Origin of the sequence: Hirschia litorea (genome assembly GCF_042665075.1) — a bacterium.
GTDB classification, from domain to species: domain Bacteria; phylum Pseudomonadota; class Alphaproteobacteria; order Caulobacterales; family Hyphomonadaceae; genus Hirschia; species Hirschia litorea.
On the sequence record NZ_JBHTBR010000004.1, the window covers coordinates 265426 to 287769 of the forward strand.

At 45.7% G+C, this 22344-nt stretch carries 21 protein-coding genes; 9 read left to right on the forward strand and 12 right to left on the reverse strand.

Features of this window, described 5'->3' with window-relative positions:
- Positions 1-24 precede the first annotated feature (24 nt).
- Positions 25-1602: a phosphoglycerate dehydrogenase gene (serA, locus tag ACFQS8_RS08515; protein ID WP_382166891.1), complete on the forward strand. Its 1578-nt coding sequence runs from the start codon at positions 25-27 to the stop codon at positions 1600-1602.
- A gap of 59 nt (positions 1603-1661) precedes the next feature.
- On the opposite strand, the gene ACFQS8_RS08520 is transcribed toward serA, so the two are convergent.
- Positions 1662-2561: a hypothetical protein gene (locus ACFQS8_RS08520; RefSeq protein ID WP_382166892.1), complete on the reverse strand. Its 900-nt coding sequence runs from the start codon at positions 2559-2561 to the stop codon at positions 1662-1664.
- A gap of 216 nt (positions 2562-2777) precedes the next feature.
- Between ACFQS8_RS08520 and ACFQS8_RS08525 the strand changes: the two genes are divergently transcribed.
- Positions 2778-3413, forward strand: coding sequence for a trimeric intracellular cation channel family protein (locus ACFQS8_RS08525; RefSeq protein ID WP_382166893.1), 636 nt, complete (start codon positions 2778-2780; stop codon positions 3411-3413).
- A 4-nt stretch (positions 3414-3417) separates the two neighbouring features.
- Here ACFQS8_RS08525 and ruvA read toward each other — a convergent pair whose 3' ends face one another.
- Together ruvA and ruvC are read right to left on the reverse strand one after the other, a co-directional pair.
- Positions 3418-4041, reverse strand: coding sequence for a Holliday junction branch migration protein RuvA (gene ruvA, locus ACFQS8_RS08530; RefSeq protein ID WP_382166894.1), 624 nt, complete (start codon positions 4039-4041; stop codon positions 3418-3420).
- Complete coding sequence (gene ruvC / locus ACFQS8_RS08535; protein ID WP_382166895.1) at positions 4038-4541, reverse strand: crossover junction endodeoxyribonuclease RuvC; 504 nt, start codon at positions 4539-4541, stop codon at positions 4038-4040. Before ruvC ends, ruvA begins: the two co-directional genes overlap by 4 nt.
- Before the next feature lie 157 nt (positions 4542-4698).
- Between ruvC and ACFQS8_RS08540 the strand changes: the two genes are divergently transcribed.
- Positions 4699-5448, forward strand: a complete 750-nt coding sequence (locus ACFQS8_RS08540) for a hypothetical protein (RefSeq protein ID WP_382166896.1) — start codon at positions 4699-4701, stop codon at positions 5446-5448.
- 21 nt (positions 5449-5469) lie between these two features.
- On the opposite strand, the gene ACFQS8_RS08545 is transcribed toward ACFQS8_RS08540, so the two are convergent.
- The gene (locus tag ACFQS8_RS08545; protein WP_382166897.1) at positions 5470-5928 is read right to left on the reverse strand and encodes a YcgN family cysteine cluster protein; all 459 of its coding nucleotides are present in this window, start codon (positions 5926-5928) and stop codon (positions 5470-5472) included.
- 10 nt (positions 5929-5938) lie between these two features.
- Positions 5939-6433, reverse strand: coding sequence for a hypothetical protein (locus tag ACFQS8_RS08550; protein ID WP_382166898.1), 495 nt, complete (start codon positions 6431-6433; stop codon positions 5939-5941).
- 198 nt (positions 6434-6631) lie between these two features.
- On the opposite strand from ACFQS8_RS08550, the gene ACFQS8_RS08555 reads away from it, so the two are divergent.
- From ACFQS8_RS08555 to galU, 4 genes are all read left to right on the forward strand, one after another.
- Positions 6632-7234: a hypothetical protein gene (locus ACFQS8_RS08555; protein ID WP_382166899.1), complete on the forward strand. Its 603-nt coding sequence runs from the start codon at positions 6632-6634 to the stop codon at positions 7232-7234.
- 272 nt (positions 7235-7506) lie between these two features.
- Positions 7507-9030, forward strand: coding sequence for a phosphomannomutase/phosphoglucomutase (locus tag ACFQS8_RS08560; protein WP_382166900.1), 1524 nt, complete (start codon positions 7507-7509; stop codon positions 9028-9030).
- A 493-nt stretch (positions 9031-9523) separates the two neighbouring features.
- Positions 9524-11350, forward strand: a complete 1827-nt coding sequence (glmS, locus tag ACFQS8_RS08565; RefSeq protein ID WP_382166902.1) for a glutamine--fructose-6-phosphate transaminase (isomerizing) — start codon at positions 9524-9526, stop codon at positions 11348-11350.
- A gap of 133 nt (positions 11351-11483) precedes the next feature.
- Positions 11484-12377 carry a UTP--glucose-1-phosphate uridylyltransferase GalU gene (galU, locus tag ACFQS8_RS08570; protein WP_382166903.1) on the forward strand — a complete coding sequence of 298 codons (894 nt, stop codon included), beginning with the start codon at positions 11484-11486 and terminating at the stop codon, positions 12375-12377.
- Between the two features lie 105 nt (positions 12378-12482).
- On the opposite strand, the gene ACFQS8_RS08575 is transcribed toward galU, so the two are convergent.
- The 3 genes from ACFQS8_RS08575 to argE all read right to left on the reverse strand — a co-directional run bounded on the left by ACFQS8_RS08575 (position 12483) and on the right by argE (position 16274).
- Positions 12483-13928 (reverse strand): MBOAT family O-acyltransferase, encoded by a 1446-nt coding sequence (locus ACFQS8_RS08575; RefSeq protein WP_382166904.1) that lies wholly within the window; start codon positions 13926-13928, stop codon positions 12483-12485.
- Positions 13925-14995, reverse strand: coding sequence for a hypothetical protein (locus ACFQS8_RS08580; RefSeq protein ID WP_382166905.1), 1071 nt, complete (start codon positions 14993-14995; stop codon positions 13925-13927). The genes ACFQS8_RS08575 and ACFQS8_RS08580 overlap by 4 nt, the downstream gene beginning before the upstream one ends.
- A 124-nt stretch (positions 14996-15119) precedes the next feature.
- Complete coding sequence (gene argE / locus ACFQS8_RS08585) at positions 15120-16274, reverse strand: acetylornithine deacetylase (RefSeq protein WP_382166906.1); 1155 nt, start codon at positions 16272-16274, stop codon at positions 15120-15122.
- A 98-nt stretch (positions 16275-16372) separates the two neighbouring features.
- On the opposite strand from argE, the gene ACFQS8_RS08590 reads away from it, so the two are divergent.
- Positions 16373-17005: a glutathione S-transferase N-terminal domain-containing protein gene (locus ACFQS8_RS08590; RefSeq protein ID WP_382166907.1), complete on the forward strand. Its 633-nt coding sequence runs from the start codon at positions 16373-16375 to the stop codon at positions 17003-17005.
- Between the two features lie 65 nt (positions 17006-17070).
- Here the strand turns inward: ACFQS8_RS08590 and ACFQS8_RS08595 are convergent, their stop codons facing one another.
- The 4 genes from ACFQS8_RS08595 to ACFQS8_RS08610 all read right to left on the reverse strand — a co-directional run bounded on the left by ACFQS8_RS08595 (position 17071) and on the right by ACFQS8_RS08610 (position 20960).
- A complete protein-coding gene (locus ACFQS8_RS08595) occupies positions 17071-17748 on the reverse strand; it encodes a glutathione S-transferase family protein (RefSeq protein ID WP_382166908.1) in 678 nt (225 codons plus the stop codon).
- A gap of 14 nt (positions 17749-17762) precedes the next feature.
- A complete protein-coding gene (locus ACFQS8_RS08600; RefSeq protein ID WP_382166909.1) occupies positions 17763-18725 on the reverse strand; it encodes a cation diffusion facilitator family transporter in 963 nt (320 codons plus the stop codon).
- A gap of 39 nt (positions 18726-18764) precedes the next feature.
- Positions 18765-19295 (reverse strand): CC0125/CC1285 family lipoprotein, encoded by a 531-nt coding sequence (locus ACFQS8_RS08605; protein WP_382166910.1) that lies wholly within the window; start codon positions 19293-19295, stop codon positions 18765-18767.
- Positions 19296-19454: 159 nt separating this feature from the next.
- The gene (locus tag ACFQS8_RS08610; RefSeq protein ID WP_382166911.1) at positions 19455-20960 is read right to left on the reverse strand and encodes a helicase HerA-like domain-containing protein; all 1506 of its coding nucleotides are present in this window, start codon (positions 20958-20960) and stop codon (positions 19455-19457) included.
- A gap of 201 nt (positions 20961-21161) precedes the next feature.
- Here ACFQS8_RS08610 and ACFQS8_RS08615 point away from each other — a divergent pair, with 201 nt between their 5' ends.
- Positions 21162-22262, forward strand: coding sequence for an AI-2E family transporter (locus tag ACFQS8_RS08615; RefSeq protein ID WP_382166912.1), 1101 nt, complete (start codon positions 21162-21164; stop codon positions 22260-22262).
- Positions 22263-22344: the final 82 nt, after the last annotated feature.

Here is a 22344-nt window from a genome sequence, read left to right on the forward strand (position 1 = left end):
CATAGCGCAAAAGGAAACACACCCATGACGATTAAAGTTCTTATTGGTGACAGCCTAGCTCCTGGAGCTATCGACATTTTCAAAGCTCGCGGCATCGAAGTTGATGTTAAAGTGGGCCTTTCTCAGCCAGAACTCGCTGAAATTATTGGTGAGTATGATGGTCTTGCTGTGCGTTCTGCATGTAAGCCAAATGCAGATGTAATCGCTGCAGCTACAAAACTAAAAGTTATTGGTCGTGCCGGTATCGGTGTGGACAATGTGGACATTCCAGCTGCTACTAAAAAAGGTGTCGTTGTGATGAACACGCCTTTTGGAAATGCCGTCACAACTGCTGAACACGCGATTGCAATGTTGTTTGCAGCTGCACGCCAAATTCCGGCAGCATCAGCACGCACTCAAAATGGTGAATGGCCGAAAAAAGACTATGTTGGAACAGAGCTATTTTCCAAAACGCTTGGCCTTATCGGAGCTGGTAATATTGGCTCACTCGTGGCTGAACGCGCACGTGGAATTAAAATGAAGGTTATCGCTTTTGACCCATTCCTAACAGAAGAACGCGCTGTTGAATTAGGAATTGAAAAAGTTGAATTGGACGCCCTACTTGCCCGCGCTGATGCAATTACATTGCACACGCCACTAACAGACCAAACACGCAACATTCTTTCACGTGAGAACCTTGAGAAGACGAAAAAAGGTGTGATCATTGTGAACTGTGCGCGTGGTGGATTGGTTGACGAAGAAGCCCTTAAAGACTTGCTCGACAATGGTCATGTGTCTGCTGCTGCGCTGGACGTGTTTGAAACAGAACCAGCAAAAGAACACCCATTGTTTGGCACTCCCGGCTTTATCGCTACGCCACACCTTGGTGCTTCAACTGTTGAAGCTCAAGACAATGTGGCTTTCCAAGTGGCCGAGCAAATGGCGGACTATCTGCTGACAGGCGCTGTAACAAACGCTTTGAACATGCCGTCTATCTCTGCTGAAGAAGCCCCTCGCCTCAAACCTTTCGCTGAGCTTGCTGAAAAGCTTGGTGAGTTTGCTGGTCAAGTTTCTACCGAAGGCTTTGATGCTGTTGAAATCGATTATGAAGGTGATGTTTGCGAACTTAACCGCAAGCCACTTACATCAGCCGCTTTGGCAGGTATTTTACGCGCGTCAATGAAAGACGTGAATATGGTATCCGCACCGTCTATTTTGAAAGATCGTGGAATAGACCTTAAAGAAACAACAGTTGAAGAAAGCGCAACATATGAAAGCTTGATCCGCATAAAAGTGCGCGTTGATGGCAAATGGCGCACAGTTTCAGGGTCAATCGTAAATGGTCAGGCACGCATTGTGGCTGTTAAAGAAATGACATTGGACGCAAAATTCCGCCCATTCATTCTCTTCATCAACAACACAGATAAACCTGGTTTCATTGGTGGTTTGGGATCAGTCCTTGGCGATGCAGGAATCAATATTGCGACATTCAACCTTGGACGTGAAGAAGAAGGTGGTGATGCGATTGCGATGATTGGTATTGATCAAGATATTCCAAAAGAAACAATGGATAAAATCAATGCACTCAGCCAAGTGCGTTATGCGAAAGTACTTCGTTTCTAAGCTTTAACGAAAGCACATGTGAAAACGCCAGCTCCGGAAAGAAGCTGGCGTTTTTTATTCTAGTTTTTAGAAATTCCGGCAAAACACTGGAAAAAATCGTTCTGATCATACATGCCATCGAAACCTAAAATATAGGCTAGTTCGACTGTATCTGAAAAATCAAACCCGCCGTCAGTAATATGGTGGTTCACATAAATAGCTTCAGGATTGTATTTATCAGCAATCTGCTTTGCTAATGCCCAAAGTGGGCCAACCTCTTGATTAGCAAGTAGGCGCGGCCATATTCTACCGTCCTGCGTTGCAAACCCGGGTGAGCCATTGCCTGCCATATTTCCATCTTGCACACGCACATATGACACATTGCTGTTCAACCATAATAGATGAGACAAATTCGACATGTGCTCATTCCAGATGGAGTGTTGAACAACAACGAATTTGGATTTCATATCAATCTCACCAGCCTCAATTATGGGTGAAATTAGATCATAAGTGAAATGCGATTGCCCTGCTTCCTGAAACCACACGCGACCGCCTTTGGCGAGTGTGTCTCGAATTTTTTTAGATACCGTTTTCAGCGCGTCTGAACGCTCATTGTGTGCATCCACCCAATTGTTCTCAAATGCAGCTGAAAATAGGTTTGGCACATCAACATATTCTCCATCCTGATTTCCATACGCCCCGACAACGGCAACATAATTTAAGTCACTGTATTGATTAGAACGTAGAACCGTTCCCATTGCGGCGATTGAATGGACGTCGTCCAAATCTGGTTTTATGTCAAAATTGGATATCAGCAAATCACTGTCAGCAGCAAAACGTGACATAAAATTTTCATCCGAAGGACACGTTTTTGACTGCGAGTGCGGATATATTCCAGCAGCTTCTATCTGTGGATTTATAGCACATCCTACTGCGCTAAGTGTGAAGCCCAATGCTAGAAGGCGATTTTTCAAATTCACAATACTTCTCCCCAATGCAGAGACCTTACTTTGAGCAGGCTTCTGCAGATTGAAATTAACATTTTTATGTTTTTATATCGCCCCACGCTCACTCTAGTTGGATGGCATAATTGACACAAGAGACACTTGCCCACTAAGCGTGTTGACCTTGAGCAATTAACCCATCACATATGCACTTTACTATTGCCTACAAACTCCCTGCTTATGAGGTTCAGGTTGGAAAACATCCTTCAGATAATAGCTTATGTCGGAATTATTGTGTTCGCTGTATCTGGCGCGCTTCTGGGATTACGTAAGCAAATGGATGTTGTGGGGGTTACCTTCTTGGCCACTGTTACAGGTGTGGGTGGTGGGACGTTAAGGGATGTTCTACTAGGTGCAACTCCTGTGAGTTGGGTGAACGATCCGACCAATATTGCTATCTGTATCATCAGCGCAGTGGTAGTGTGTTTTTTAAATAGTTGGATCATTGGCCAGCGCTTAAAATGGCTCTTATACGCAGATGCTGTTGGGTTAGCCTTGTTTGCCGTTCTAGGGGCAGCCAAGGCCCAAGAAGCAGGTGCTCACCCATTTGTGGCCATTTTATTTGGCGCTATGAGCGCTAGTTTTGGCGGTATCATCCGCGATGTTATCTGCGGTGACAAACCCATATTATTCGACAAGGAAATATATATTAGTGCCGCCCTTCTAGGTGGAGGTATATATGTTCTTGTGCCTGCCGACTGGATGAGCAATGAAGTCAAAACCGTTTTAGCAACGGTGCTCGCAATGGCATTGCGTATGTGCGCCATGATAAGGGGATGGCATTTAACCTTCCCCAAATACCCTGATGAACTTCCACCTGCGAAATAGAGATTTAGCTAGGTGCAAGCGCCTTTAGAGCTGCTTTAATGAGTGCACCTTCACTGGCATCATCGCCAAGCTCTTTTGCGGCAACAGCCACAGCGCGTTGGGCTTCTACATTTTGATATCCAAGATTGGTCAAAGCAGATGCCGCAGCTGCGCGACTACCTGTCGATGCAGACGATGCTAGACCTTCAACACCTTCTGAGGGTGTAAAACTTGCGGAGAAAAGACCACTTGGAGGCGGCTTGCCTTTAAATTCAGATACGACACGTTCTGCAAGCTTTTTCCCAACACCATGTGCGCGCTGAACAGAGGCTGCATCTCCCAATACGATTGCATCCAACAATTGTGCGGGCGCGAGCACATCCAGAATATTGAGCGCAGCTTTTGCTCCGACACCGGGTGCATCTTGCAGACGAGAAAACCAAGCGCGATCTTCAGCCGTAGTGAAACCATACAACTTTATGGCATTCTCAGACATTTGTGTTTCAACATAGACTGTTGCAACCTGCCCCACTACAAATTTGGAGAGCGTGCGGCTACCGCAAAAGACGACATATCCAACACCATTGACGTCGATCAAGGCCTGCCCATCGCCTACTGCGCCCACTTGACCTTTTAACCTTGCAATCATGCTGATTTCCTAAAACTACGTACATTGCGATGGTTAGCAGTCGTAATCGCAATTGCAAGCGCATCCGCCGCATCTGCTGTCATCGCTTCAGCTTTAGGTAACAGGCGTTTTATCATAAATGCGACTTGGTCTTTATCCGCCGCACCTGTGCCGACGACACATTGCTTAACTTTGGTGGCAGCAAATTCAGCGACAGTTAGACCCGCCATAGATAGACCAGCCATCGCAGCTCCGCGCGCCTGCCCCAGCAAAAGCGTGGACTTTGGGTTCTTGTTGACGAAGGTCTCTTCTATGCCTGACTCATCAGGTTTATGCGTATCAATAACAATATTGAGCTCGCGGATAATGTATGAAAGCCGCTCAGACATGGGTAAAGTCGTTTTAGGCTTGATCACGCCATGCGCGACCCAAGACAAACGCGGGCCATCCAAATCGATAATACCCCACCCTGTATTTCTTAACCCTGGATCGACACCTAAAATGCGAACTGATTGCGACATGAAATGTCCCCACTGACGACTTCAAGATAGCAAAAATGCGAATCTTGTTTTGTTCTTTCTAGAACATCTTGTTTTTGTGTACCTCACGTTAACGCGATTGCGTACATTCTAATAAAAATGACAGGTTTTTCGACTTTTTGCACTGTAGAGCACGCACATGACGGTAAACAAAGCTAGTTTTCACCTTTCACGCCGCCTTCTTTTGGGAGGAGCGGGTGTGAGCCTATTAATGCCTATGCCCGCAACTGCACGAAATCTGACGCGCAAAAACGCCCCCCTTCTAAAACTACCTGCATCATTGGTATTCCTTAGACTGGATGAAAACGGTGCTGTTGCACCCTCTTCTTTGGAGCGACGGATGTGGAGCCAATTCACAATGAATTTAGGGGCTTTAGTCTCTCGTATGGAACCCATTCCGCATAACAATCTTATTCCCGGTGGGCAGCTGGAAACAGATTTGGGATTAGGGTCAACAATTTTAAACGCACGTCTTGCTGCACAGTCTCAGGGTTATAATTATCTCGTCGTTTATGGTGTTGTGCCCAAGAATGAAGGCATAAAGTATAAGCAAAAGAAGAAAGTGGTCCCGTCAACTTCCTTTATCCAAAACATGCGCCACAAGCTTGCATTCTGGGATTGGGAATATACCGACACCCCATATATTGAAAACCGTGAGAGCCATATGGATCTAATGGGTGAGGTGCATTTACTGGACTTAAACGGAGGTGCGCCTCTCGCATCCGCATGGGCAGAACTTCCCAAACGCGGCCTGCTGACGCGGTGGACATCAAAAGACATGCGCGATGAAGAAATTGTTCAAATTCTGGTAGATGGTATGCAGCGTAAAATTCAGGATTTATCGATGCAGAATTTTGAAGACCAACGCTCTATCTCTCAGCGTTTTTGATATGGTTTCCTGAGCAGCACATTAAAATTCCATATCTTCCCAGTCCACAATCCAATCAAATTCAGTGCCCTCGAAAACTGTGTCTTCACACACTGTTTTACCTAGCACAGAGTGACCTTGTTTATGGATTGTATTGCGATCTCCAGTGATCAAATGATGCCAATCGGGGAGGTCTTTGCCCTCAGATATCAACCGATAGGAACAGGATTTCGGCATCCACTTTAAATCAGGAATTTTATCAGGGGTAAGATTTACACACTCAGGCACTTTAGCTTTACGGTTTTCATAATCTGCACACCGGCATGTTGATGCGTCAAATAGACGGCAATGCAATTTAGTGTATGCGATCTCGCCAGTGTCTTCATCTTCTAACTTAAGTAAGCAACATTTACCGCAGCCATCACAAAGACTTTCCCATTCATCAGTGGAAAATTGCTCAAGTGATTTCGATTTCCAAAATGGATCTTTATTCTGTGTCAAAATTTATTTTCTAATCAAACAAGGCATCAATAGCTGACTGATCTTCACCTGATACCGCAGCTTCTTCAATCCCTACAGCGTGATCTCCCAAACCATTTGGGTTCACGACACCACCGACGGCCGCAATCAATCCATAGAGCTGTTTGGACCAATATGTTGGATCGCCAAGGGCTTCAACACCGCTTTGCAAAATAACTTGAATTTCACCAATTGAAATTTCAACGGCCTGACACGCCTCGTCAAACCGTTTCTTTACGTCTTTATCGCACAATTCGTACGCTTTAATGGCTAGGTCTTTTGCGCGAAATCCGGTGTTATTGAAATGTTCAGGATAAGATAATGGTTGCCATTCCAAGATTTCCTCTGCCATATCCGGCATGGATTCCAGCATATCAATAAGCATCGCCACTTCATTGAAATGGTTTAAGTAATCCGTCGCTAAACCTGTTTCAGGGTTTATATTAGCGGCAGCCAATTCTGCTTTATCTAATTGTTTGGCGTCCATATTTCGCCTCAATAGCGGATCATTGTTGATTGGTGACTGTAAAGGTAGACTGTTACCAACGACTTACCAAATTCAAATACACCTATTTTTATAAAGGGTTTCAGAAAGAAGTGTTTATTTTCATTTCATCCCTTAACCAAAACGCCTCAACGTGGCATTTAGACAATTAAAGCGACCATCAAAGCGGCAGAGGATGCCATGTCAGACAAGTATTTTTTCTCCGCATGCGTGCTCTTAGGTACATTCCTTGTACTGATGGCTTTATCGCCGTGGTCCGATCGTCTTCCAACCGGAGCTATGAGTGCTGCAAATCTCAATGCGCATGACTTGTTAATCGCAGATCGCGACCTCAATCGCTTTGAAGCTGGGGAAGTTGGTAAAGTGTCGCTCAAAGAGCAAGATGGTGCATTCATGCTCGATGTTGGCGTGCAGGAAGGTCAGCTTTATGATGCACCAACCTTCGGCCCTCACCTACGTCTGGAAGCAGATGTTGAGCGCACCTACGCTAAAAACACACTCAATATCACAATTACCGCCCGCCACTCAAAAGCCTATCAGCCGAAAAATGCTGACGATAAAATGCAGTTTGAGGTAAATTATGCGGCAAACGCATCAGAAACATCAGGTTGGGAAAAATTTGATCTGACTCCTGATTTTGCAGAATACAGCTTTCAATACCGCCCCCCTGGCGCAGGAGATGGTATTGGAAATGATTTCTTGGCAATACGACCAAGCTCCAACAGTACAGCTTACAAAGTGATTGTAAAATCCATTCGTTTCCAAATTATGCCAGCAAATTGAAACGTAGAGATAATCGACAGTAAACGGACGAAGCTCGTATCATCATCAGGTTTTTGCGAAAATGAGACAAAAGCGTCATTTTTTCAGGCTATGTCACCCTACATAGCAGCATTTTTATACCAGATGCAGCAAAGAATGCCTTATCCTTTAACTCTGCGTTGTCAGTTGGAAGTTAGAGGTCTAATGAAAAGCTGAATAGGCTTCGAATATATTGTATGTTCGACAGCTAATCGTATGTATGTTCAGCGGGACCGAAAAGTGGGAAATTTTCAATGTCTATGACTCCAAAAGCCAACATCCAAGCCAACACACTCGAATTTGAAACAACTCCACTTGTAAAGCCTACCGGCTTTCGTGAGTATGATGCACGCTGGTGGTTTGGTATTGATGGCAATGCAAAAGCACCTGAACTTAACTATCTTGGTGTGCAAGCACTTGGGCTTGGTCTCGGGACAGTCATTCACCAAATGGGCGTCGCGCCAAGAATTGTGGTTGGACACGACTACCGCTCTTATTCTATCGCAATTAAACAAGCGCTGATTGTTGGACTGCTTGAAGCAGGCATGGAAGTGCACGATATCGGCCTCGCGCTATCTCCTACTGCTTATTACTCTCAGTTTGAACTTGATATTCCATGTGTGGCAATGGTCACCGCCTCTCACAACGAGAATGGTTGGACAGGTGTTAAAATGGGCGCAAACAAGCCATTGACATTTGGTCCTGTTGAAATGGGTCAATTGCGTGATGTCGTATTGAACGGTAAATTTGAACCACGTGATGGTGGTAAATTTATTCGCGTGGACGGTATGCGCGAAAAATACATCGCATCTGTATCAGACAAAATTGAAATTAAACGCCCGCTTAAAGTAATCGCAGCATGTGGTAACGGAACAGCCGGTGCCTTTGCTCCTGACGCATTGCGCGCAATGGGTGTAGAAGTCATCGAGCTTGACTGTGAGCTCGACCACTCATTCCCAAACTACAATGCAAACCCAGAAGACTCAGAAATGCTTCACGCAATGGCTAAAGCCGTTAAAGAACATGGCGCTGATGTGGGTCTCGGGTTTGATGGTGATGGGGACCGTTGTGGTGTTGTGGACAATACAGGTGAAGAAATCTTCGCTGACAAAATCGGTCTAATGCTCGCACGTGACCTTTCAAAAAACTATGATAACGCAAAATTTGTTGTCGATGTGAAATCAACTGGTTTGTATAAAACTGACCCTATTCTAAAAGAAAACAACGCAACAGTTGATTACTATAAGACAGGCCACTCCTACATTAAGCGTCGCACGACTGACCTTGATGCACTTGCAGGGTTTGAAAAATCTGGCCACTTCTTCTTCCGCCCACCACTGGGGTATGGTTACGATTGTGGACTTGTAGCGGCTGCAGAAGTGTTGCGGATGCTTGATCGCAATCCTGATAAATCTATCGCTCAATTAAAAGACGAACTGGGTATAGCTTACACATCTTTGACAATGGCAGCGCACTGTGATGACGAAATCAAATATGGTGTGGTTGATAAAGTTGTAGCTGCTTACGAAAAGCTAGGCAAAGAAGGTGCTTCTATTCTTGGCCGCAAGATTGTTGAAGTAAACACGGTAAACGGTGCGCGTGTAACACTTGAAGACGGATCATGGGTACTGGTTCGTGCATCTTCAAACAAGCCCGAACTCGTTGTTGTGGTAGAGAGCATGGTATCTGACGAAGACATGCGCGCGCTCTTCCGTGAAGAAGTAAAACCTCGTCTAGCTGCATTTGATGAAGTTGGTGATTACAACCAAGAAATCTAAGTTGCCTTAAAAATTGTAAAGTTAGTTTTCCCTGTGCGGTTTATCTAACTAATAATTTTATAGCCTTTAAAAGAGCACTCAGTTGGGTGCTCTTTTTTTTATAACGGGGTCATATTTATTCCTTGCTTTTGCAGCGAATGACCATCGTCCTGCCTTTTACCCGCCGCAATTGAGAGCCAGTATCTACTTGTCGGCGGCAAAGGTAGTCACGCTGCTGACATTAGCCCGACGGCAAACCTTAACAGCCCCCAAGCCCCTTGTCGTCGGGCCTCCCCTCCTCCCCAAGTCTTATTTTTTGGACGCAGTGTTTTATCCCAAAACACTGCGTCTTTTTTTTAACTGTATTCAACGACTTAATTTCCTAGCGTGATGAAACATTTTGCATCATAAAGTGTCACTGCTAAAGCTTTTCATATTCAGCTTTTTGGGCAATTGAACAGACGGGGCAATTTAATGACCCATCTTTGTGTATATTTGAGTAGGGTTTGAACACATGTGCGGTATCATCGGGATTTTGGGAAATGAGCCAGCAGGGCCTCGCGTTATTGAAGCACTTCGTCGCTTAGAGTATCGCGGATATGACTCAGCGGGCATTGCAACACTCGATCAAAATGAGATTTTTCGTGCACGTGCTCCCGGGAAGTTAAAGAATTTAGAAGGCGTGATGGCGAATGTCGCAACGCCAGGCAATACAGGTATAGGTCATACACGCTGGGCAACCCATGGTGCGCCAAATGAAACCAATGCTCACCCACATATTGCTGGCCGCGTAGCCATCGTACACAACGGTATTATCGAAAACTTCCGCGAATTAAGAGCTGAAATGGAAGCTAAAGGTCGCAAATTTGTCACCGAGACAGATTCCGAAGCTATCGCTCACCTTGTTGAAGTTGAACTTGAAGCAGGAAAGACGCCCTTTGAAGCCGTAAAGACAACACTTCCCAAACTTCGCGGCGCGTTTGGTATCGCCATCCTTATTAAGGGCGAAGAAGACTTGATGTTTGGAGCTCGCAAAGGGTCTCCCCTTATCATTGGTGTTGGTGAAGGCGAAACCTACCTTGGTTCAGATGCTTTTGCTGTTGCACCTTTCACAAACAAAGTTATCTACCTTAAAGAAGGCGAATGGTGTGCGCTCACCCGTCACTCAATCAATGTTTTCAACGAGACATCTGAGCAAGTTCCCTATGCAATTGATACCGTTCAAGGTGTGGCCGATGTCGTTGATAAGGGTAATTATCGACACTTCATGCTCAAGGAAATCTTCGAGCAACCAGAATCTACTGCTCGCACAATCGGCGCTTATGTAAATGCACTTAATCAAACTGCCGCGCTTCCAAATGGGCAAACTTTAGATTTCGCGGCATTTGACCGCGTTTATATTGTGGCGTGTGGAACAGCTTATTACGCCGGTTGCGTTGCTAAATACTGGTTTGAGAAATACGCAAAATTACCTGTCGAAACTGACATTGCATCTGAATTTCGTTATCGTGATCCTGCACTTACAAAAAATGCACTGGCAATCTTCGTAACACAGTCAGGTGAAACAGCAGATACGCTCGCGGCGCTACGTTATTGTAAAGAATATGGCCTTACCACAGCTGCAGTCGTAAACGTCCAAACCTCCACCATTGCAAGAGAAGTGGATGCAGTTCTTCCTACGCTTGCAGGCGCTGAAGTAGGTGTCGCCTCTACTAAAGCGTTTACTGCTCAATTGTGTTCACTCGCGAGTATAGCTATTATTGCGGGTCGCGCGCGCAAAGTTCTTTCCAAGAAGGACGAAGCGCGACTTACAGATCAGCTCATGCAGATACCAGGCCTAATTACACAAGCTCTTAAAATTGAAGATGCAACAAAAGAGATAGCAGTCGACCTATCTAGTGCTAGAGACGTTCTCTATTTGGGACGCGGAACCATGTTCCCTATTGCAATGGAAGGCGCGTTAAAGCTGAAAGAAATCTCCTACATTCACGCTGAAGGGTACGCAGCGGGAGAATTGAAGCACGGCCCTATTGCTTTAATTGACGAACATACTCCGGTTGTAATGATTGCTCCAACAGATCACTTATTGGAAAAAACCATTTCCAATATGCAGGAAGTTGCGGCGCGACATGGTAAAGTTTTGCTCATCTCTGATGAAAATGGGGCCAAAACGGGTGCAGATACTCCTTGGCAAACTCTAATTGCCCCAGCATGTGATCCCTTTATTTCGCCAATCCTATATTCAGTGCCTATTCAATTACTTGCTTATTATATAGCAGTCGAAAAAGGGACAGATGTCGATCAGCCTCGAAATCTCGCGAAATCTGTTACGGTTGAGTAATTTTTCTGCGATAAGTAGAAACGCGACGTATGAGATTGGTGTCATAGAACTTGCAGATTTACCTTTGCAAGTTCAGACTATTGTCTCCGAACGATACATTTTTGCTGCGACATAACATTTTAAAGGACCACCAATGGCTATTAAACCCGTGCGCAAAGCAGTTCTTCCTGTTGCCGGATTTGGAACACGTGTACTCCCAGCTACAAAATCAATTCCAAAAGAAATGATGCCTGTATTTGATCGTCCTGCGATTCAATATGTTGTCGAAGAAGCCATGGCAGCAGGCATTGAGCACATTGTATTTATTACAGGTCGCAACAAAGGCGCTATCGAAGATTACTTCGACACTGCGTACGAGTTGGAAGATGCTCTAAAAGCAAAAGGCAAATTGGACGTTCTAGAAACTGTTCAAGCTGCTGTGCCGCCTGCAGGCTCTTGCTCATTCATTCGTCAACAGTCGGCCAAAGGCTTAGGACACGCTGTTTTGTGTGCAAAAGCCGTTATTGGTGACGAACCATTTGCTGTTTTGCTTCCAGACGTATTGATTAATGGCCAAACATCCTGCTTGAAGCAAATGATGGAAAGCTACAATAAAGTTGGCGGAAACATTATTGCTGTTGATGAAGTACCAATGGAACGCGTTCACAAATATGGTGTTATCGCTCCTGCTAAAGGTGCCGATGCAGCAGACAAGCTGATCAAAATGGACGGCATGGTTGAAAAACCACCTCGCGACGAAGCTCCATCTAACCTGAAAATTACAGGTCGCTACATTCTGCAACCTGAAATCTTCGACCTCCTAGAAACGCAAGGCGCTGGTGCAGGGAATGAAATTCAGCTTACAGACGCTATGGAGCGCTTGATGGCTAAGCAAGAATTCTACGCCTCACGTTTTGAAGGCCAAGACTATGATTGTGGTGACAAAATGCTGTACCTTCAAGCTGTCGCAGGCTATGCATTAGCCAACAAAGAACATGGTGCTGAAGCACGCCAGATCCTGGAAGATCTGCTGAAAAAACTAGGCTAAAATTTTTAGCTCCAAAGTATTCAAAAGGCACTCTCTTTTATAAAAGAGAGTGCCTTTTTTTGTCTATATGCACCTAAACTAGAGCAGCCCTAGCTGACAGATGCTTTAAAACTGGAAATAAACGAAGGGAGCGGCCTGCAAAGGAAATACCGCAAGTGCAGCCCCAATAAAGACCCCTAACGCTCCCCAAAACATAGCTGGTTGACGCATAATCTCTGAACGGGAAAGGCGCGAGAAACCACTCTTACCTAGTATGCCATCCGCTATAACAGCCAGAGGTGCCAACCACACAATCCATTCTAATGATTTTAAACCAGCACCATCTCGAAGCCCTGTAAATGCAGCCCAAACTTCAAATACATCGCTCATGCCTTCTGCGCGGAATGGTGCCCATACCATAATCACAAATACTTGTGTGATTACCAAACCAATAGCGCCCCCCAGAACACCACCAATAAGATGTTTCTTATGGCCCATTATCAGCCTGTGCACTGCCAATGCAGCACCATGAAGCGCACCCCAGATAACGAAGGTCCAAGCAGCTCCATGCCACAAACCACCCAGCAACATGGTCGCAAACAAGTTTATATAGGTGCGCATTTTTCCGGCTCTATTTCCGCCGAGAGAGATGTATAGATAGTCCCGCAACCAGCTCGATAGAGAGATGTGCCAACGTCTCCAAAAGTCTGCAATCGAGGTTGCAAGGTAGGGAAAGTCGAAGTTACGCGGAATATAGAAGCCAAACCAACGCGCTACCCCAATCGCCATCATCGAATAGCCGGCAAAGTCAAAATAAATTTGAGCACCAAATGCGAATGTTGCACCGATTAGCGAAAGGTTTGTCCAGTTAGAAACATCTGAATCGCCACCGACCATCGGGTTACCAAAAACCGGATCTACAAATGGCGCAATATTATCTGCAAACCCTGCTTTATAGACCCACCCTATCGCAAAGAAACGCAATCCCGACAAAAGCAATTTGCTAGAAAGTCTGCGATCTTTTTCCATCTGCGGAAAGAAACCAGCTGCGCGGACAATAGGCCCGGCAACAAGCTGAGGAAAAAACGCTATATATAACGCAACACGGCGTAACCGTGTTTCAGTTGCCAGTTCCTCGCGTCGCACATCAACAATATAACTAATTGCTTGAAAAATATAGAAACTTACCCCAACAGGCAGAATAATTTTCAATGTAGATGGGTTTGCCGAAATGCCTGCGACATTCATCATCGCAATCAAACTATCCGCGAAGAAATTGAAATACTTAAACACCGCCAAAATTGCGAGGTTTAAACCAACGCCAATAATCACAGCGCGATTACGTGTTTTTCCATCCCGCGTCCTATCACCAGCAAATAATCCTGCCGCCCACGCAATTGCGATCACCCCGCCTATGAGCCCTAGGAAACGAACATCCCACCACCCGTAAAACACTGCACTAGCCACAAGCAACACCGTAAGGCGCGCTTCTTTATGTTTTGCAGGCGTGAGCCAATGAAGAGCAAATACAATGATCAGAAATGCTGGAAAAATTGCGTCGGTAAAAATCATTTCAACGCTCCACTTTCATCAATCTGTTTTGCGAGCCATTCGGTATAAATGCGTGCGCCATCGACCAATAAATGCTCTGAGTCGAACCAGAGTTGAGACTTCAATTGATCTAACAATTCAGCACTATTTGCCGGAATACAGGTAAAATCTTTAAGCTCACCAGCACACACATTTTGCGTGTAACCACGAACATCAGCATTGATGACGGGCGGCGCGTAATAGTTTATTTTCCGAACGCCTGCTTGTACTAATTGATCACGCTGCATAGCCCGAAAACTCATCGCCCAATGCGGGCCATTCCGCGCCTGAATAGGTAGAATTTCACTCAACCCCTCAACAATATCTTGGTCGCTCAGGTCTTCGCGCGGCTTGGTCTGAGGGTCATAGGCTGGGAGCGTTTCCACATCCGCAAAGCGTTCTCCACCCGATAGCAGCCCTACATTCAAAGAGTTCAAGCTCAAATGGATACCACCAAATACGATATCTTTGATACACCCTACCGTGCCATAACAAGAACCGCCCACTATACCCAACCCAGCCCATTGAGCTGATGGTAAATCGAACTGATCTATTGCACGGTCTGAAAATTTTGCGACTTTAAAAACATAAGCCGATAGTTCATCAAATTCTTGAACGACACTTAAAAACACAATGTCAGGCGCACGTGGAGCACGCTTTAAATATTCTTGAAGCGCCTTATTGCGTTCTTGGAGGGAGGATCCCTGCAAAGATAAATTTATCGCTTGGTGAGGGTATCCCTGTTCACGCAATAGCTGAGTTAACAATTGATCATCAATAGCATTGCGAGATAAACTTGCGCCTAAAAACAAGGCAATAGGCGCGTCTGTGTTGTCTGTTATCTCAAGACTATGCGCAACAAAATGATCAAACTCGGTTGTGCGTTGAACGTCAAAACTTCTTGAAAGAGTAGCTATTCCAAAAGCACTAATAACCAGCCCAACCACAAAACTAAGTGCGGGTATGAAGACACCGCCCTTTTGGGGGGCACGGATTAAGAACGCAATAATTAGTGCGCCTATTCCAACAAGAAACAGCAATATTGGCATAACTCATTTGCTCCCCTCAACCCGTTTTCACTTCAAACCCCAGAAGCAAATATCAAACAGGCCAGCATGGTTTCTTTGGCAATGATGCAAATTCTTCACCAAAGTCAACGATTTAAGGCATCGATCACATCATTGTGTTGAGGACCTTTTGCAATATCGTTAATCCCTTTTCAATTTCAGATGTTGCAACATATTCATCAGGTTGGTGTGCCTGCTCAATGGAACCAGGTCCGCAAATAATAGTGGACATTCCCACCTGCTGAAATTGCCCTGCTTCTGCGCAATAACCAACCATTCTCATTTCGTTGTCACCAGTTATTGCACGCGCCATTTGCTCTAATACGCCGTCTTCTTCAGCTCCTAAAGGCGGAGCATCTGCATGCTCAATAACTTCTACTCCGCATGAAGAATGAAATGATTTCAACCGCTTATCGACCTCTTCAACTTTCTCAAAGAAAGGTATCAATGTTGTTTTTGCATCCACACTTGGAGGGCATCTAAGATCAAACTCAAAGACACATTCACGGGCAATTATATTCGATGCTGTGCCACCATTTAAAACGCCAATAGTTAGCGTTGCATGCGGTGGATCAAAGAGACTTTCTGAAGGTGCTGTTTGTTCAAGCCAGTTTGCAGTCTGACGAAGTGTTTGCAAAATATCTAAGGCTTCATGTATCGCAGATGCTCCCAAATGCGGCAAACTTGAATGCATTTCACGACCTGTAACACGCACTTCATACACGCAAATTCCCTTATGCCCTGATACAACTTTCCAAAGCGTAGGCTCACCTACCCAGCACATTGAAGGCGGATTTTCGAGTGCTGCAAGGTCTTGAATCATGCTTTGAACACCGTCACACCCTGTCTCTTCATCGTATGAAATAGCTATAAAAAACGGGCGTTTAAGGTCAGATTGAGCCATTTTAGGCGCAAATGCTAACGCTAGAGCTAAAAAGCCCTTCATATCACATGAGCCGCGCCCATAGAGCTTACCATCTGTAGAGGTTAGTGTGAAAGGATCTGTGCTCCATGGCTGCCCATCCACAGGCACAACATCAGAATGACCTGATAGAACCATTCCACCGGCAACATCTGGACCAATACGAGCCCAGAAATTGGCTTTAGTACCGTCTTCATTGGGAATACGGCGCATTTGCGATGCAAAAGGCGCTAAATAGTTTTCCACCCAATCTATCAACGCTAAATTTGAATCGCGTGACGTCGTATCAAAACTCACCAATTTGGTAAGAATGTCGATTGCCGTTTTTAAATCACTCATTGTGAATACCTAGCGTTTATTGCATGCTTTCAATCAGCATACAGGCTAATCATTTGATAGTTTAGTCAATTCTCAGTTTTTCAAAGGAAAGTTGTCGGATGATAGATCTTTACACATGGGGCACTCCGAACGGGCAGAAAATCTCAATAATGCTCGAAGAATGTGGATTGGATTATACCGCACACCCAATCAACATTGGCAAGGGAGAACAATTTGCTCCAGATTTTCTGAAGATATCCCCGAATAACAAGATCCCAGCAATCGTAGATCAAAATGGGGCCAACGGACCTGTTAGCGTTTTTGAAAGCGGCGCGATACTCATTTATCTTGCTGAAAAGACTGGTAAATTTCTTCCCAAAGCCCCCCACCAACGCGCGAATACTTTGCAATGGTTGATGTGGCAAGTGGGTGGATATGGGCCAATGACTGGCCAATTTTATCATTTTAAAAATCTAACCGGAAAGCCTGACTTTAGCGACTACGCATTCAACCGTTTTAAAACGGAGGTGCAGCGCTTACACACTGTTTTAAATAAGCAATTAGAAGGAAAAGACTATATTACAGGCGAATATTCCGTCGCAGATATAGCGCTGTATGCATGGGTCAAAAAAGGTTATGAACTTGTCCCGTCATGCACTAGCGACCTACCTGCCCCCCACCTGCTACAGTGGTTGAATAGGGTTGGTCAGCGCGCGGCTGTAGGCAGAGGTATGTCTGTTCCTGCTGTGTAGGGCATTAGGTGCTGGCCCGCGTGTATTTAGGCAGTGCTAGCAAATCGTCATTGGATTTAGTCAGCTTAAAAATCGAGTTCGCTATAATGCGGGGCGGGTAAAACGCCCTGCAGGCTATCTTTTAAAATGTCACGGAAGCTGGATCTACTTTTCATCCGTAAGTACCAATCACTTGTATTTGGAAATCGGTTCCAGACGACATCCCCAAAATAATCCAAGCATGATAAATGCGCCGCTGCGCATACATCTGCCAATGTGAAATCTTCACCCGCAAGATAAGGCCGCACACCGCTTAAAGCCTCAAGATGTTTAAGATACCCCTCCAATGCTTTAGAGCCTTCCCTTAATGCATCCGTGTTGGGCCGCCCTGCTCGCAAATAGCGCATCATTATGCGTTCACGTAAAAGCGTTGTGTTCACATCGGCCTCAAAACCACGCTCTAACCATCCCATAACCCAACGCACTTCGGCGCGGTCCACGGGATTTTTCGGGAGTAAGGGATATCCAGTGTAGATTTCTTCAAGATATTCTAAAATTGCACGTGGTTCAGAAATGACCACCCGCCCTGCACTTGATGTATCAACCAATACAGGTGCACCACCAATCGGGTTCAAGTCTTGTGCGGTAGACTTTTCTTCAAAGGGAGAGGATTCCTCTAACGTGAATTCCAACTTTTTCTCAGCAAGAGCGATACGTACACACCGCGACAAGGGATCAAGCATCCAGTGATGTAAAGTGCGCATATTCAAGCTCCGGTTTAGTCACTCGGGGATGTGGTCTCTCTTGCCTCGTTAAAAAACGCTGTCCCATGTGGTGCCGCATCCTTTGGATCAGGATGGATGAGAATGTCTGCGCCTGGAAACTCGGTTAAGATTCGGTTTTCACACTCTACCATAATATCATGTGCTTGGGCCAATGATGTCGTCTCAGGTAAATCCAGATGAAATTGGATATGTATTATTGGCCCAGCGCTACGCGTGCGCAATTGGTGAACAGAGAGTTGAGCTTGTGAACCTTGAGCAAGTTCGATAATCCGCGCCCGCGCTTCATCGCTTAATTCCTTATCCATTAGCTGATCAATCGCTTCCCTTGCAACATTGAATGCGCCTAGCGCTAACCATGCTGCAACCCCCAATCCAACAAGAGGGTCAATGAAAGGTATTTTCAAATAAGCGGACCCAATTACACCGCCAATAACCGCAATATTTGCCGCAACATCCGCTGCATAATGTGCGCGGTCCCCTGCCGTAGCGACGGAACCTGTCTGCTTCAAAGCACGCGTTTGAAACACTATGAGAAGCATAGTCAGCGCGATAGATATGCACATGACGATGATGGGAATAATGCCCTCAATAATGGGGCGAGGATCAAGAAAACGATCTACTGCTTCACGCGCTATGAGAGCTGCAGATGCTCCAACAAGCGCGGCCTGCATTAGCGCCGCAAACCCTTCAGCCTTACCATGACCATAGCGATGTTCATGATCAGGTGGAGCAGCAGCATAAATTACAGCCCCCAATGTGACGAGAGATGCCGCGAGATCAAGACCGGAGTCCGCAAGAGATGCCAGAACGGACACTGAGTCCGACACGATCCATGCCCATAGCTTTATCGCGATGAGGATTGAAGCAGTCGCTACCGATAACAATACGGTACGCTTTGTAATCGCGGCGGCCTCGGTCGGGGTGAGCCGACCAGCAGGCATTGAATCATGCGCCATAATTTATCTTTTTAAAGCGCCCCTTTAGAGGCATTCATTCTAATAGGAATTGTGAACCTTCGGCCCGACATTGTTTACAACATCTTGCGCATCAAACGCGCGAACTTCATCTTGCGGCTTCTCACCTTTATACATCAAGATTTCAGCAGTCGCTTCGTATTTGGTAACTTCGTTATAGTTTGGTCCATCCCAGAAAGGATCATACGCACCATACCAACCAGCGCGTGGATGAAAATAAGAGTAGCCAAACCCATAGCGCGATGGGTGTCTTCCAAAAGCACTTGGGTAGAGACGGCTTTTAGATTCAGTGTCGCGCTCTGCGATCACAAAATAATCATACCCATTTTGAAGCGTTAGCTCTGCTGACCGCAATAAGAGATATGTTTCCACATCATCACGCGGTGTAAGAGAGCTACCACGGAACGATACTTGATAGCGGTTTGTCTCGATAATCTGCTCTGAATAGCCAGCCCCATTGTAGGAGGAGGACGGACGATAAGCAGGCTGGGACGCACATGCTGCGAGAACCAAGCTTGTTGTTGTTAGAATGGCCAATACAGACTGACGCATATTAAAATCCTTCGTCACATGAAGCATGGCGCAATGCCTGTGCTTCGGTTACCCCGTTACAATAAATGTAAGTATAGCAGATATGTTCCTGTCGAGTCACACTTATTCACATATGTATCAGATCCTCATGCAACATACGGACCTGATTTATGTAAAATATTACCGACGACGCCCACCAAATACGCCCCTCAGAAGATATTTAGTAAGTTCTCGCGCGGCTGTACGCATTGCTGATTTCGTTGCAGCTTCTGCAGTGGATTGACGACGAGATCGTGTGGCAGGCTTTCTCTTCTTTGCTTTAGCTGCTTGCTCTTTGGCTTTTTCTTCCGCCGCCTTTAGCTCTGCTTCTTCTTTTGCAGCTTTTTCTTCGCGTTGGTTGAGCAATTCATACGCACTTTCACGATCAATTGCTTTATCGTATTTTCCAGCGACTACACTGCCAATGATAATCTCATTGCGTTCGGCATCAGTAACCGGTCCCAAGCGTGAAGATGGCGGACGGATCAATGTACGTTGCACGATTGAAGGGGCAGCTTTGGCATCAAGCGTTGAAACCAACGCCTCCCCTACGCCAAGCTCAGTAATGACAGCTTCGGTATCAAGGTCTGGGTTTTCGCGAAAGCTTTCAGCAGCAGCACGAATGGCTTTACGCTCTGACGGTGTATAAGCGCGCAATGCGTGCTGCACCCTTGCTCCCAATTGGGCAAGCACAGAATCTGGCAGGTCACGCGGGTTCTGCGTGACAAAATAGATGCCTACTCCTTTTGATCGGATAAGACGCACGACTTGCTCAATCTTATCAACCAAGGCTTTAGGTGCATCATCAAAAAGCAAGTGCGCTTCATCAAAGAAGAACACCATTTTTGGTTTTTCTGGATCACCGACTTCTGGCAATTCTTCAAACAGGGACGACAATAACCAAAGCAAAAATGTAGAATACAGTTTGGGAGAATTGATCAAAGTTGTTGCATCTAGGATAGAGACAATACCACGTCCATCACGTGTGGTGCGCATGAAGTCAGCTATCTCTAAGGCTGGCTCTCCGAAGAATGCTTCAGCTCCATCACGCTCTAAAACAAGCAAGCGGCGCTGAATAGCACCAACAGAAGATGGTGAGACATTGCCGTATTCTTTTTGGATTTCATCACGTACTTCCGTGATGTGAATAAGAAGCTTACGAAGGTCTTTCAGGTCAAGAAGGAGAAGATCATTATCATCGGCGTATTCAAATGCGATGATCAGCACACCTTCTTGAGTTTCATTCAACTCCATTAGGCGTGAAAGAAGTTCAGGCCCCATTTCAGTTATTGTGGTGCGGATGGGATGGCCTTTTTTACCGTATAAATCCCAAAATATTGTCGGCGTTGTGCCATAGCCAAAATCATCAAAACCGATCTTCTCAGCGCGCGCGACCAATTTCTCATGGAGTTTATGTGCTGGGTCACCTGCTTGGGAAAGGCCCGACAGGTCACCCTTCACATCTGCACAAAAAACTGGAACCCCTTGAGCAGAAAAGCCTTCAGCCATGATTTGCAGCGTGACTGTTTTCCCTGTCCCTGTTGCACCGGCAACAAGTCCGTGTCGGTTTGCACGTGAAAGCATCAACTCCTGAACGAGAGTGCTGTCTGGCCCACCGCCGCCGAGGAAAATCGCATTTTCCGCCATAATAAAATCCTAGCCCATCAAAATGATTCGTCTTCACGCCACATTATGAGGCCATTGCCCAAGTCGCAATCATGCCGCGCCAACAAAATACAGCCAGTTCAGCGCCTAATCTATCAATAAACCAGTGAATTCAATTGACCTTGCAACCTGTTTGGGGATTCCTGCGTTTGAACCTTTGCATGCTGACATGAGGGAATAAAAATGGGCTCTATACCTGCTGGTATCTGGGTGATTGCATCCGGCGTAATCATTTATGGGTTATATGTGGGTGCCGATATATTCGCTCCTCTCGCATTGGCTGTGTTCTTATGGCTCGTGATTGAAGGCTTCGCACGCATGCTGCAGGAACGCTTCACCAAGCTGCCGCGATGGTTGGCGCAATTGGGCGCTGTCCTCGTCATCCTCGGTGCCACGACCGCAGTTATTGTTATCTTTATTGATGGATTGAATGAATTTGCCAAGAATGCCGGCGCATACGAAACGCGTATCAATGAAGTGATTGTAGGTGTCTACAAGACGTTCAATATCAACACTGTAGCTCCGCCTGATCTATCCAGCATGTTGTTCAACATGCAGAACACGAAATTTGTGCAACCCATCATCGACTCTGTACAAGGGCTGGCGTCTTCTTTCGTGCTGATCATGATTTACATTGCATTCCTGTTTTTAGCTGAACGCAATTGGCCGACAAAACTCGACTTCATTTTCCCTGAAAGCAAAGCACGAGAGCAAGCGCGCGAAGTGGGCCATCAGGTCCGCAAATCTATGGAGCAATATTTGTGGGTGCAGACCGTGATCTCGGTCATCATCACCATCATCACTTATATTAATTTATTGATATTGGGCTTGGATAATGCTCTGTTTTGGGCGTTTATCGTCTTCTTCCTCAACTATATACCGACCATTGGATCTATTGTTGCAGCCTTCCTCCCGGGCCTTTTTGCTTTGGCCCAACCTGATTGGCCCTCTTACATGCCTGCGGATGCAACACTCAACGCAGTGATTGTTTTAGCGTGTGTGAGTATTTGGCAATTTGCGATTGGAAACTTCGTACAACCTCGCATGATGGGGGAGTCTCTAAATCTATCTGCATTGGTCGTGTTGGTGTCTCTTGCTGTATGGGGCGCAATATGGGGCATTCCTGGAATGTTTTTATCCGCACCGCTTACAGTGCTCCTCATGATCTTGTTTGCTCAAATCCCTGGCGTGCATTGGATCGCTATTTTACTATCAGCGGATGGTAAGCCGATAAAATTGAAAACGCAGCAGATAGCTGAAACAGAACAAATTGCAGAAAACTAGCAATCTATATGTGCGATTATTTCTTGCGATAAATTTCAATTCCTATGTCTGATCAGTGATTTTGCGCTGAAACTCATACTAA